The organism is Brackiella oedipodis DSM 13743 (assembly GCF_000621025.1).
GTDB classification, from domain to species: Bacteria; Pseudomonadota; Gammaproteobacteria; order Burkholderiales; family Burkholderiaceae_B; genus Oligella; species Oligella oedipodis.
The window spans coordinates 322526-335696 of record NZ_KK211205.1 but is presented as its reverse complement, the minus strand read 5'-3'; the positions used below and the strand labels follow the sequence as shown (position 1 = coordinate 335696).

Annotated in this window: 11 protein-coding genes and 1 tRNA gene; 7 read left to right on the top strand and 5 right to left on the bottom strand. The window is 45.2% G+C overall.

Annotated features, from left to right (window positions below):
• Positions 1-35: 35 nt before the first annotated feature.
• The 5 genes from htpG to Q335_RS0104840 form a co-directional block, all read right to left on the bottom strand.
• On the bottom strand, positions 36-1955 hold the full coding sequence (gene htpG / locus Q335_RS0104860) for a molecular chaperone HtpG (protein ID WP_028357669.1): 1920 nt from the start codon (positions 1953-1955) through the stop codon (positions 36-38).
• Positions 1956-2023: 68 nt separating this feature from the next.
• Entirely contained in the window at positions 2024-2833 is an 810-nt protein-coding gene (locus Q335_RS0104855) for a heme ABC transporter ATP-binding protein (protein WP_028357668.1), read from the bottom strand.
• 3 nt (positions 2834-2836) lie between these two features.
• A complete protein-coding gene (locus tag Q335_RS0104850; RefSeq protein ID WP_425393514.1) occupies positions 2837-3811 on the bottom strand; it encodes a FecCD family ABC transporter permease in 975 nt (324 codons plus the stop codon).
• A gap of 35 nt (positions 3812-3846) precedes the next feature.
• Positions 3847-4719, bottom strand: a complete 873-nt coding sequence (locus Q335_RS0104845; protein WP_245588282.1) for a heme/hemin ABC transporter substrate-binding protein — start codon at positions 4717-4719, stop codon at positions 3847-3849.
• Between the two features lie 53 nt (positions 4720-4772).
• Entirely contained in the window at positions 4773-5801 is a 1029-nt protein-coding gene (locus Q335_RS0104840; protein WP_038369404.1) for a hemin-degrading factor, read from the bottom strand.
• Positions 5802-6051: 250 nt separating this feature from the next.
• Between Q335_RS0104840 and Q335_RS0104835 the strand changes: the two genes are divergently transcribed.
• From Q335_RS0104835 to lnt, 7 genes are all read left to right on the top strand, one after another.
• A tRNA-Leu gene (locus Q335_RS0104835) sits at positions 6052-6136 on the top strand.
• A 469-nt stretch (positions 6137-6605) separates the two neighbouring features.
• Complete coding sequence (locus Q335_RS0104830; protein ID WP_028357664.1) at positions 6606-7040, top strand: hypothetical protein; 435 nt, start codon at positions 6606-6608, stop codon at positions 7038-7040.
• A gap of 404 nt (positions 7041-7444) precedes the next feature.
• Positions 7445-8917, top strand: a complete 1473-nt coding sequence (gene miaB, locus Q335_RS0104825) for a tRNA (N6-isopentenyl adenosine(37)-C2)-methylthiotransferase MiaB (RefSeq protein ID WP_028357663.1) — start codon at positions 7445-7447, stop codon at positions 8915-8917.
• Positions 8910-10013 carry a PhoH family protein gene (locus Q335_RS09320; protein ID WP_051532304.1) on the top strand — a complete coding sequence of 368 codons (1104 nt, stop codon included), beginning with the start codon at positions 8910-8912 and terminating at the stop codon, positions 10011-10013. Before miaB ends, Q335_RS09320 begins: the two co-directional genes overlap by 8 nt.
• A 2-nt stretch (positions 10014-10015) precedes the next feature.
• Entirely contained in the window at positions 10016-10534 is a 519-nt protein-coding gene (ybeY, locus tag Q335_RS0104815) for an rRNA maturation RNase YbeY (RefSeq protein WP_051532303.1), read from the top strand.
• A gap of 72 nt (positions 10535-10606) precedes the next feature.
• Positions 10607-11503, top strand: a complete 897-nt coding sequence (locus Q335_RS0104810; protein ID WP_028357661.1) for a CorC family transporter — start codon at positions 10607-10609, stop codon at positions 11501-11503.
• Positions 11481-13115 carry an apolipoprotein N-acyltransferase gene (lnt, locus tag Q335_RS0104805; RefSeq protein WP_028357660.1) on the top strand — a complete coding sequence of 545 codons (1635 nt, stop codon included), beginning with the start codon at positions 11481-11483 and terminating at the stop codon, positions 13113-13115. Before Q335_RS0104810 ends, lnt begins: the two co-directional genes overlap by 23 nt.
• The last annotated feature ends 56 nt before the right edge of the window (positions 13116-13171 follow it).

Sequence of the window (13171 nt, the reverse complement as noted above, 5' to 3'; positions counted from 1 at the left end):
CATGCTTGGGGTTTTTTGTGACCTTGAAATGAGGTTTATTTGTGGCTATTTAACAATAAACGATTCATTTTTTTGACGAACTCGGCTGGATTTTCTAAATTGGCGCCTTCGGCCAATAAGGCTTGGTCCAAAATAACCTCGGCCCAGTCTGCAAAATCCTCATCTGAGCTTGCTTGCATTTGCTTGATGATGGCATGCTCTGGATTGATTTCCAACACCGGTTTAAGTTCAGGGGTTTCTTGACCGGCAGCCTTTAACATACGCAATAAATGCGGACTTAATTCATGCTCACCCACAACAACGCAGGCTGGAGAATCGACTAATCGCAAGGTGACACGAACCTCTTTTACTTTATCCGCCAGTTGTTTTTGCAAACGCTCAAGCAAAGGTTTAGCCTCTTCGCTGATTTTCTCTTGCTGCTCTTTTTCTTGGGCATCGGCGAGTTGATCTAAGTCGAGAGCGCCTTTGGAAATTGATACTAAAGGTTTACCATCAAACTCCTGCCAATAGGCGAGCGCCCATTCGTCAACACGATCAGATAGCAAGAGCACCTCGATGCCTTTTTTGCGGAAGATTTCTAGATGTGGACTACTTTGCGCAGCACCAAAGGAGTCAGCCGCCACATAATAAATCTTGTCTTGGCCTTCTTTCATGCGAGACACATAATCCTCGAGACTGACTTCTTGTTGGGCCGTGTCATTATGCGTAGAAGCAAAGCGTGCTAATTTGGCGACCCGTTGTTGATTTCTTTGGTCTTCGCCTAATCCTTCTTTAAACACTTGACCAAATTGCGTCCAGAATACTTTATAGTCCTCAGGTTTATTGTTGGCTAAGTCCTCGAGCATGCTTAAGACGCGTTTAGTACTGCCTTCTTTGATGTTACGAACATCACGACTTTCTTGTAGGATCTCACGCGACACGTTAAGCGGTAGATCTGCAGAATCAATCACACCTTTGACAAAACGCAGGTAATTCGGCATAAGTTGCTCAGCATCATCCATAATAAAGACGCGTTTGACGTAGAGCTGAACACCATGCTTAGCATGCGCATCGTACATATCAAATGGTGGATGCTTAGGAATAAAGAGTAATTGCGTGTACTCGCTCGTACCCTCGACTCGGTTATGAGTCCAGCATAAAGGATCCTCATAATCGTGACTGATATGTTTATAGAATTCTATATACTGTTCGTCACTGATATCGGCCTTATTGCGCGTCCATAAAGCGCTGGCTTGGTTAATAGTCTCCCATTCAGGTGTCACGTCTTTGACGTCTTGTTCTTCGCCATCGGACGTTTCGGTCACCTTAGGCATTTGTACAGGCAAAGAGATATGGTCAGAGTAACGACGCAGAATCGAGCGCAAGCGCCAATCGTTCAGTAACTCATCCTCACCCTCTCGCAAGTGCAAAATAATCGTGGTGCCACGTTGCGCTTTATTAATTGGACGGATACTAAATTCACCCTCGCCTGCTGACTGCCATTCGACGCCCTCGTCTTGTGCAGCACTGGCGTGACGCGTTTGTACAACGACGTTATCGGCCACAATAAATGAAGAATAAAAGCCAACCCCGAACTGACCGATTAATTGGGCGTCTTTTTGCTGATCACCACTGAGTTTAGAGAAGAACTCTTTGGTGCCAGATTTAGCGATGGTGCCAATATTGTCAATGACTTCTTGGTAAGTCATACCAATGCCATTATCATCGATCGTAATCGTACGCGCCTGGGCGTCAAAGCTGACACGAATAAGCAAATCATTATCGCTGGCCATAAGCTCGGGGTTTTTGATGGCCAAAAAGCGTAATTTATCGCAAGCGTCTGCAGCGTTAGAGACTAACTCACGCAAAAAAATCTCTTTGTTAGAGTACAAAGAGTGAATCATTAAATGCAGCAGTTGTTTGACTTCTGCTTGAAAGCCCATCGTCTGAGCTTCTGGAGTCTTATGTTCAGACATATATTTACCTTTAAAACGCATTTTTTAAACGAATGTTATGTCTGATAATGGGTTCGCTTACTGCTTTTTCAAGCCCAGACCACCAGCAGTTTGTCCTTTTTGAGCGGATGGTCAATGGTGATGGCTCGCACACCATAGAGCCGATGTAAATTGGCTTCAGTGAGGACTTCTTTGGGCTGACCTAATGCAAGTAATTGGCCATCGGCCATAAGTGCTAAACGGTCACAGTAAGCCGCTGCCAAATTAAGATCATGCAAAATAATCAGCACCCCTATGCGCTGCTGTTTAGCGAGTTGTTCGGTGCGTTCCAAAATAAACTGCTGGTATTTGGGATCCAGACTCGAGGTCGGTTCATCTAATAAGAAAAAACGTGTTTGTGGATCTTCTGCACGACAGCCTAATAATTGCGCGACCACACGGGCAAATTGTACACGCTGTTTTTCACCCCCTGACAAACGCTGATACGAGCGCTCTAAAAACTCATTCACGTCAGCCCACTGGCAAGCCTGCTCAATGACGGCCTGAACTTGCTGTGGTGTTAATTCAGGAAAAGGATACAAGCCCATCTCTATGATGTCGTAGACCTTAAGGTCAAAGCTTAATAAGGTATGCTGAGGCAGTACCGCCCGTCGGCGTGCAATCTCACGGCCGTCCATACTGCTGACCGCTTGTTGGTTGAGCTGTACGGGCTGTGCTTCTTGCACATGCATATGCTCCCGCTCACCAGCAATGGCGTTTAGCAGGGTTGATTTGCCCGCGCCATTGGCTCCTAATAAGGCTACCACTTCCCCTTCTTGAATAGTGAGACTAATACCGTTGAGAATGTGTTGGTTGCGCCCACGGGCAACATGCAGTTCGTAAACCTGTAAAGAACCCATTGTTTATCTTTGTTTCATATTAAGTAAAAGCCAAAGGAAGAAGGGACCACCAATCAGACTCGTCACTAAACCAATTGGCAATTCAGCGGGGCTAATAATGGAGCGGGCAATACAATCAGCCCAGATCATCAACAAGGCGCCCCCCAAAATAGAAGCCGGTAATAAAAACTTATGGTTAGCGCTTAAGGTCAAACGCATGATATGCGGCACAATCAAACCGACAAAGCCGATACCCCCAGTAACCGCCACTAAAGGGCCCACCAATAAGGCCACCAGGGTCACCAAGGTGCGACGGATGGTTTTGATAGAAAACCCTAGGTGTTCTACCTCTCGCTCCCCTAGGAGTAAAACATTGAGGGCACGCCATTGCGTACATAAAATCACCAGTAACAACAATGACCAAGGCACAATAAAACCAATGATTTGCCAATTCGCAATTGCCAAACTCCCCATACTCCAGAAAGTCAGGTCTCGCAGCTGTGTATCGCTCGCCATATAAGTGAGTAGACCAATCGCACTCCCCACAAGGGCATTAATGGCCACGCCTGCTAATAATAAGCCGGCAACACCACCATAGCGACGTCCAATCAAATAAGCGAGCAAGGTGCTAATTAAACTACCTACAAAAGCCAAACTAGCGACCCAAACAAAAGCCGCGCTAATCAAGACAATACTCAAGATCGCGCCCAAAGAGGCGCCTGCCGATACACCGATTAAACCAGGCTCAGCGAGCGGATTACGAAAAAGCGCTTGCATGGCGGCGCCTGTTGTGGCCAACACCGCGCCTGCTAATACCGCCAAGACAACTCTGGGAATACGAATGTTCCACATTAAGGAATGCATAATAGCTTGCTCGGGGGGAGCCTTGGTATGGCTAACGACTTGCCACCATTCACTCCAGGTAATAGGCACCGCTCCCATTTTGCTTGCCAACACCATGCTTAATAAAGTCAAAATACCCAAAATCAGCAAAGCAATTTTGGGCCAAAAAGTGCGTGACACCACCAGCGACCCTATGGAATTTGTTTAAGAATTTTGAGCGCTTGAGCGACCCGTGGACCGATCCCTAAGGCCAATAGCTCCTCCATGACAATTACACGGTTTTCTTTGACAGCTTTTGTGGAAGCAAAAGCCGGGAGCGCTTTAAATTTTTCAAGACCACCTGAATTCTTAATGGTCATCTCAGTTGTCACAATCACCTCTGGATCAAGTTGCAACATACTTTCAGCGGAAATCGGTTTAAAGCCTTTTTGGGCGCTATAAATATTTTTGAGACCAGCCATTTGCATCAAGGTATTGGCCGCCGTATGTTGCCCGCCTGCCATGAGGCCTGCACCAAAATTCAAAATAAATGCGGTTTTATAGGTCTTAGCAGGTAATTGCTCTACCTGAGCTAATTGTTGCTTAATATCACTCATCAAGGCTTGGCCTTTGTCACTGACATTCAGCACCTCAGCGATTTGTTGAATACGTTGATACAAAGAGTCAATTTCCGGTCGATCGGAGACGGTTTGAACCTCTACGCCAAGCTCAGCAATTTTTTTGAGAGAGTCCTTTGGGCCTGCTTGTTCAGAAGCCAATAGTAAGCTGGGCTTAAGCGCAATCACACCCTCTACTGGCGTCTGTCTAAAGTAACCGACTGAGGGTAATTTTTGGGCAGCCTCGGGGTATAGACTAGTAATATCATCACCGACCAACAGCCCTTCTTGACCCAAAGCGTACACCAATTCTGTCACCCCCCCTCCCAGCGAAATCACTCGCTCTTGAGCCAGTACTGACAAGGATAAAATAGATAAAAAGACCGCAGCGCCTAAGCGCATAAAGATTTTGTACATGATAGACATTTGCTCTTTTAAAACTAAAGCACAGGCGCGAACGTTACTCATGCTAGCCGCATTCGCTTAAGCGCCTGTACACATGCAACTGAATGCAAGCAGACCTAAGCCGCTAAAGGCTCTTTGACATACGAACATAACAAGTTACGCCATGCGCTAAGCTCTGGCACGCCTGGTTTACGCACACCAAAGAATTGCGCAATCAGTTCACCATTTTTGGCATAGGCTTCCATGGAGGTCACCCAACCATCCTCGGTGGGTTTATTGACTACCCATACTTGGCTAATAGCCTCTGTATTCAGGTGTAAATTAAAGTCTGGATCGAGAATATTAAACCAAGAGCCGGTGCGCATCAGTTTATGAATCACACCACTATGAATCTGCACCAGACCACTATTGCCCACAAACACCATTAAAGGAATTTGCTGTTGCACGACTTGATTCAACATTTGTTCAATATTGTCGACACTAATTTGCTGCGCCAAATCGCTGCCTGCGGCTTCGTATATGCTCAGGCGCGGCACATTCCATTTTTTGAGTAATGGGCCAAAGTCATGGGTATCTTTCATGGCCAGCCATTCCTCGCGCAATTGCGCAGGAAGATCAGAATCATGTACTTCCTTAGCGATTGGCTCTAGTGCTGGAACTTGGCTTTTATCTTGTTTGAATTCGTCAACAATCGCCTGCAGCGCCTCTGTATTGCTTTCTTCAAGCGCATAGATTTTTTGGATCGCGACGCCTGCCTTATCAAAAAACTGGATGCTACGACGCCCATTTTGTTCGACATACCAAACTGTTGACCAGTTTTTAAAGAAAATCCGTAAATCGATGTCTTTGCCTAGCGCAATGGCCACTGGTCCTGCCTTACCTACTTTCAGGGTTTCATAGGCGCCTTTGCGCTCATGCACGCACCAAGGATTACGCGTCAGGGAAAGGATCTTGCCTAATTCAGGTAAGCGTCTATACACCGCACGAAAATCATCCCCTAAATAAGTGGATTCAATACCGCAGCAATCCGCTTGCACTAAATCACGCTCTTTGACCCCTAATTTGTCAGCCACATTAAGGACTCTTAATTTTGGCTCTTTACTGAGTAAAACTTCAGATTTTATTTGTAAATCTTCGATATCCATGACAACCTCAAGTCGAATAAAATTTCTTATTGATTATAATTCTTATTTACAATTGCGCTGCTTATTGTAAGCAGTTGTCATAAAAAACCCATGCTTAACCCTAGATTAAATACTTTCGGACCCGCCGTCTAAGCACAGCCCTAGCGGTCTGTTTTAGTGCTTGAGCGCTTTTCTTTAAATAGAAAATTTTCAAAAAATTCTAGATAAAATAAGATTTCTAGTATATAATGGTAATCTTTCATTTCCCAGAGCCCGGGTGGTGAAATTGGTAGACGCAGGGGACTCAAAATCCCCCGCCGCAAGGCGTGCCGGTTCGATTCCGGCCCCGGGCACCACTGCCCTCATTGATCCCGTTAGATCTTCATAAATCCCCTCTGATTGACTCTGAATTTCTTCAAAATCCTTTTCAAAATCTATAATAAACAAACACTTACTAAACAAGCACTTACCGTATAGACCGTATAACGGCGCCTTTTTTCTGAGATCCATCAGCTTTGTTGATCCTCAATGGTATTTATAGCTAATTGATGGTATCCTGAGATCAATCTACCCGCATAATTGTTTAATAACGCGCTGCAAACTCACGCCTTGCCTTTTATGCTTTTTAATCCAGTACAGTTCCTGAAACATGGTGGATGTCTCTCGTACAGTATTAGTAAGCGCTTTTTTAAGAATAACCGGAGGGGCTACTGATGGGGTTTCTAGCAATCAGGATACCCAAACGTGAAAATTAAGTAATCGCACCTTTTTAAAGCAAAGAGTCGTGAGAGAAATAGAATAAACCGTCTAGTTAAAGATCCAAAAATGAATACCACCCGTCATCAGTTAACTCAACGTCTAAAAAATATTTGTTTTGAGGCTTACATCGAGGATATCGATGAATTACTGAAAAAAGTCCAAGAAGATGCGTTTAGAAAAACACTAGCGTATGCAGAAATCATCGTTACAATAAATCAATTGATGTCAAGAACTGATGAAAAATTAGGTGAACTTTGCTCAGCTAATATGATTGAGACTAGTATCGAGCTCATCAATCTATTGCTAGACAAGGAATTTAGTCAAACGGCAGACGGCATACAACTTAAAGAGTGCTTAAACCTGTTGATGATACCAGGTGATGGTCAAAGGCTTAGATTTAAACCATTTAGCGAGACGCATCCAGAGCAACATGCGAAATTGAAAGCAGAACGCAGAGCTCAGCGCCGGCAGATGGCACAACAAAGCGCCTCTAAAGCATAGTGTAGAGATTTCATCGTCTAATCATCATTATTGAAGCCAATAGATTAGCAACCATCAGTCTGGAATTTAAGGTATGTCAATCTTCTTAATTTGAGCAATCGTACAAATCCTATTTTTGCAAACCACCTTGTCCAAGAATTTAGTTGTTTCTTTACAACTGCCACTAAGCGTTTAGTTAATCACGCAAAATTTAATTAAGGCGAGTCTTGAAGCGCTAAGAAACCTCTGTGGTTGGCTAGGAATATGGCGCTTAATCACTTGATTTATATAAAGAAAATGCTCTAAAACAAAGCAAGCCCAGTGCCTAGTTGTTACAATAGAACGTCTCGTACTTAAATCAGAGTACAATACTCCTTTTCTTTTCTATCACCCTCGGGATATAAACCCGCTACGGTCTCTTATTTATGCAAGAAATTTCTATTCAGCGCCCTGGCGCCAAAGCCAACACCTCTGTTGATCACGATCTAGAGAGCACTATTCAGGCCTCTTTACAAAAAATCAAAAATCAGCCTAACCAAAATCCTAAAGGTCCCAAAAAGCTCTATATCAAAACCTTTGGCTGTCAAATGAATGAGTACGACTCCGACAAAATGGCCGATGTACTCAAAGCTAACCAAGGGATGCAACTGACCGATAATCCAGAAGACGCGGATGTCATCCTCTTTAATACCTGTTCTATCCGCGAAAAAGCCCAAGAAAAGGTCTTTTCTGATCTGGGTCGCGCTAATTTGCTCAAAAAGAAAAACCCAAATCTCCTGATTGGAGTAGGCGGCTGCGTGGCCAGCCAAGAAGGCTCTACCATTATTCGACGCGCACCCTATGTGGACGTGGTCTTTGGTCCACAAACCTTACATCGCCTACCAGAGCTACTCAATCAACGCCGCCAAACAGGCGTTTCACAAGTCGATATTAGCTTTCCAGAAATCGAAAAATTCGATGCCCTACCGCCTGCCAGTGTCAAAGGCCCTTCTGCCTTTGTGTCCATTATGGAAGGCTGCAGTAAATATTGCAGCTATTGCGTCGTGCCTTATACACGCGGTGAAGAGATTTCTCGGCCCTTTGACGATGTGCTCCTAGAAGTTGCAGACCTTGCTGACCAAGGCGTCAAAGAAGTCAATCTCTTGGGCCAAAACGTCAATGCCTACCGGGGTGCCTTAGGCGATACGGGTGAATTAGCAGATTTTGCAATGCTTCTCGAATACATTAACGATATTCCTGGCATTGAGCGAATCCGCTATACCACCTCGCATCCTAAAGAAATGACCACGCGTCTGATTGAAGCACATGGTAAACTCGACAAATTAGTGCCATTCTTGCATTTACCTATTCAAACAGGTTCAGATAGAGTATTAGCGGCCATGAAGCGTGGATATACGACCTTGGAATTTAAATCCATCGCGCGTAAACTCTATAAAGCGCGTCCTGGTTTAACCCTATCTTCTGACTTTATTGTCGGTTTTCCGGGCGAAACTGATGAAGACCACGCCAAGACGCTGAAACTGATTGAAGACATTAACTTCGATATGTCGTTTTCTTTTATTTATTCAAGACGCCCGGGCACACCCGCCGCTGACTTGCAAGATAATACGCCTTACAGCGTCAAGCTCAAACGCTTACAAGAATTGCAAGCCCTCATTAACAAACAAGCACGTACAATTAGTGATGCCATGCTTGGCACAGTCCAAAAAGTCTTAGTTGACGGCCATTCTCGTCGTGATAAATCCGAGATGACTGGACGCACTGAAAATAACCGCATTGTTAATTTTGCAGGATCCGATCGCCTCATGGGGCAGATCATTGATGTTCGTATCACCCATGTATACACTAACTCTTTGCGTGGTGACATTGTAACGACAGAAAAGGTAGCGAATGGCTAAACGATTACGCCCATTGGTCTTACATCTAGACGGCGACAATATGCAACTTGCCAATCTTTGTGGTCCACTAGATGAGAATCTGCAGATTATTGCAGACCGCACCAATAGCGTCATCGGTCGCCATGGCAACCGCTTCACCATAGAGAGCGAAAATGCCCAAAATGTGCGCGACATGATTGAGATCTTTCATCGTCGCGCTCTACACAAAGTGCTAGGTCCGGAAGACATTCAACTCGGCCTGATTGAACTCAGTAGCACGGGCTTAGCCGACCCTAATGCTGCGGCGAGTGAGCCTAAGATGGGCGAACCCACGGATGAGGCCGTCGAGAGCCAAGTGATTGCTGAAATCCCAAAAATTGGCGAGCAGGTACACGAGATTGCCTTGCGAACTCGACGCCCGGATCTGCGTCCGCGCACACCGAGCCAGCGCCAATATATTTGTCAAATTCAAACCCATGATGTGACGTTTGGGGCCGGCCCGGCTGGCACCGGTAAAACTTGGCTGGCTGTCGCTTGTGCCGTCGATGCTCTAGAACGCGACAATGTCCAGCGTTTGGTGCTAACGCGTCCGGCAGTTGAAGCCGGTGAGCGTCTAGGTTTTTTGCCAGGCGATTTAGCGCAAAAAGTCGATCCCTATTTACGCCCTCTCTACGATGCACTCTACGATTTAATGGGCTACGAAAAAGTCCAAAAATTATTTGAGCGTCAAGTTATAGAGATTGCCCCGCTCGCCTACATGCGTGGCCGCACCCTTAACAACGCGTTTGTGATTCTAGATGAAGCCCAAAACACCAGCAAAGAACAAATGAAAATGTTTCTGACGCGTTTGGGCTTTAATAGCAAAGCTGTGATTACCGGGGATCCCTCACAAATTGATTTACCTAAAGGACAGCATAGCGGTCTTAAACACGCGCTTTCGATTCTGAAAAAAGTCGAAGGGGTCGCCATTACTGAGTTTTCTAGCCGCGATGTCGTGCGCCATCCTTTGGTTTCACGGATTATTGATGCTTACGACAAGGCTGAATCCCACCAAAAAGAACCCAAACAAAAGCTGATTCAGAATCGTTTTCCTAGTATAAATTTTAGGAATCTCTAGTCATGACGCCCTCTCAAACCCCTGCCCCAACATTTAGCTCCTCGGACTTGCGTTTTAATGTCATCCAAGAAGATGAGCATCTTAATATCACGGCAGAGGATCATATAAGTCGCCAACAATGGCGTGCTTGGGCGCTCAAAACCATACAGTTAGCCATGCAATACTATGAACAGGATTTCAGTACGGCCGAAATCAGTCTCAATATTGTGGCTTCTGAATTAGGTCGCTATTACAACCATACCTATCGTCACAAAGACTACGCCACCAATATCCTAACATTCGAATATGGTATCGATGAGATGCATACGCTCAGAGCAGATTTGGTGCTCTGTTGGCCGGTATTAAAGCAGCAAGCCATAGAACAACACAAAACAGTCAAACATCACGCTTGCCATCTTTTAGTACATGGGATTTTGCATGCTATGGGCTTTGATCACGAAGATCGCGAAGATGCTGAAGTGATGGAAGAATTGGAAATCTCAATCTTGCACGCCTATAAGATTGAGAATCCTTATCTTTAAGTTTCTAAGCGGTTTTCATGCTAAAAGTAGCAATTTAGAGTATTCTTTACTTTTAAACTCTTTTCATTAGCAATGTCTACAGACAGCCATCATGAGTCCGAAAGTGACAAGGACAAGAAATTTTCAGGTTTAACCGGTATTTTTCGTCGCCTTAGTGGCATGAATCGTAATGATCCAGAGGATCGTCAAGACATCAACGATGTGCTTAATGCCGCCCACGACAAAAAAATCCTCGACGATGATTCCTACTCTATGATCCTTGGCGCCTTGTCGCTCACCGAAAAAAGAGCCGATGATATTCTCATTCCACGCTCCAAGATGGATCTGATCGATATTAATCAACCCATCCAAGAAATTATTTCGTTTGTGATCGACGCTGCACATTCGCGTTTTCCGGTATTTGATGACGAGCGTGACAATATCATTGGTGTGCTGTTAGCTAAAGACTTATTGCGTTATCTCGGTGAGGAGCATACTCCCCTACGAGAATTGTTGCGCCCCCCGCTTTATGTACCAGAATCCAAAAGTCTAGATCATCTCCTAAAAGAGTTTAGAGAGACCCGCAATCACTTAGCACTGGTGATCGATGAGCATGGCAGTCTTACCGGTTTAGTCACCATGGAGGATGTGCTGGAGCAAGTCGTCGGTCACATTGAAGACGAATACGACGAGGACGAGCAGCAAACGATTTTCCCAGAGTCCGACAATGCTTGGCGTTTTATGGCCAGCACTCCCATAGAAGAATTCAATAAAGTCCTCGATAGCCATATCCCTACCGATGAACACGATACGATGGGCGGCTGGCTGGCTGACGAACTCGATCACATTCCCCGACGTGGTGATACTTATTTATTCGAAGACTTACGTTTTTATGTGTTGCGTGCCGAAGAGCGTCGCGCCCTGTGGGTTCATGTCAGAAGAATAAAAGTCAGTAGCAGCAGCCACGATGAAGAAACTCCTCAATCCTAATAGTGTCTTATTACCCATCGCCCTCGGCGTTGTTCATTCCTTAAGTTTCTTTGCAGGGTACATTCCTGATGGTGTCGCCACTATCATTCAGTGGTTGACGTTTTCGGGCTTAACCTTATTAGTCTTTACCAGTCGCCGCGGCAAAGCGTTGCTGCTCGAAGTGACTTTATTTGGTACAGCCAGTTTTAGTATTGGTCTGTATTGGCTCTACACCAGTATGCATACCTATGGTGGACTACCGAGTGTCCTGGCGGTGCTAGTGGTATTGCTCTTTGGTTTTTATTTAAGTCTTTATCTGACGGCTGCCGCCGCCATTTTTCATAAGCTCAAAAAGCGCAGCCTCACACACTCACCGCAGCAAGCCTTTTATTTATTACCCTTATTATGGGCCTCTTTAGTGACCTTGAGTGAATTGGCCCGTGGCTACTTCTTTACTGGCTTTCCATGGAATGGCATCGCCTATGCCTATGTCGATAGCCCCTTGAGCGCTTTAGCCCCCATAGGCGGTGCCTATAGCATTACATTTGTGGCGGTTTTTTGTGCCGGTACGACAGCACTGTTTATTCTGGCCAACAACAAAAAAAGAAATTTGCACTTACCCGCCACTTTGGCCTTGGTATTAATGGCCTGTATGGCCCTAAAAGTGATTCCTTGGGCCAGTCCCATTGGTAAGCCTCTATCAGTGCGCTTAGTGCAAGGTAATGTCGATCAAGCCCTGAAGTTTCGCTTAGATACTGGGATTCAGACCGTTTTAGATCAACTTTATCTAGCAGCCAAGGCGCCAACTAATCCACAAAACCCGCCCAAACTCGTCATCTTTCCGGAAACTATACTGCCGGTCTTCCAGAATCAACTTAATCCCCGAGTTTGGCAGACGATTTTGCAAAGCAGTGCCGAAACCAATGCCACCTACTTACTGGGGGCTCCGTTGGCGACAGGTTCCGCAAATAGTCGCACCCGTCTGACCAACAGTATTTTGATGATTAATCGCAACACAAGCCTAACCAATATTTACGAAGGTAATAATCTCAATCGTTACGAGAAACGCCATTTAGTGCCGTTTGGTGAGTTTATACCGTTTGGTTTTCGTTGGTTTGTAGAGTTGATGAACATTCCTCTTGGCGATTTTAATCGTGGCCATATGAACCAAAATAATTTTATGATTGACGATCAAGTATTGGCACCGAATATTTGCTACGAGGATATTTTTGGTGAAGAGCTCATCGATGCTCTCTACAGTCGTGGTAATAATCATCCAGGCGCTACCATTATGTTTAATGTGAGTAACTTGGCCTGGTTTGGCGATAGCATTGCTTTATACCAACAATTACAGCAATCGCGGATGCGTACGCTCGAGGCTGCACGTCCTATGCTTCGCGCCACTAATACTGGCATTACGGCGTATATCAACGCCAACGGGCGTATCGTGGCACAGTTACCCGCTGCCAGCGCGGGTGTGTTGGACGTTCAAGTACAGGGCATGACAGGCAATACTTGGTATTCACGCATTGGCAATATTCCTATCCTCTTGTTATGCGCTGTATTTGTTATTCTGTTTTGGTTTCTAAGAGCAAATAGCCATTTTCATATCCCGGATCATAAAGCCTCATAGGGCAAAGCCTGTCTAAACCTGTCAGAAATTAAGAGCTGATCTTCAATGTGTGGCAA

Coding starts and splice junctions, on each gene's coding strand:
- htpG (WP_028357669.1), bottom strand. CDS start 1,955: ATGTCTGAACATAAGACTCCAGAAGCTCAGACGATGGGCTTTCAAGCA.
- Q335_RS0104855 (WP_028357668.1), bottom strand. CDS start 2,833: ATGGGTTCTTTACAGGTTTACGAACTGCATGTTGCCCGTGGGCGCAAC.
- Q335_RS0104845 (WP_245588282.1), bottom strand. CDS start 4,719: ATGAGTAACGTTCGCGCCTGTGCTTTAGTTTTAAAAGAGCAAATGTCT.
- Q335_RS0104840 (WP_038369404.1), bottom strand. CDS start 5,801: ATGGATATCGAAGATTTACAAATAAAATCTGAAGTTTTACTCAGTAAA.
- Q335_RS0104830 (WP_028357664.1), top strand. CDS start 6,606: ATGAATACCACCCGTCATCAGTTAACTCAACGTCTAAAAAATATTTGT.
- miaB (WP_028357663.1), top strand. CDS start 7,445: ATGCAAGAAATTTCTATTCAGCGCCCTGGCGCCAAAGCCAACACCTCT.
- Q335_RS09320 (WP_051532304.1), top strand. CDS start 8,910: ATGGCTAAACGATTACGCCCATTGGTCTTACATCTAGACGGCGACAAT.
- ybeY (WP_051532303.1), top strand. CDS start 10,016: ATGACGCCCTCTCAAACCCCTGCCCCAACATTTAGCTCCTCGGACTTG.
- Q335_RS0104810 (WP_028357661.1), top strand. CDS start 10,607: ATGTCTACAGACAGCCATCATGAGTCCGAAAGTGACAAGGACAAGAAA.
- lnt (WP_028357660.1), top strand. CDS start 11,481: ATGAAGAAACTCCTCAATCCTAATAGTGTCTTATTACCCATCGCCCTC.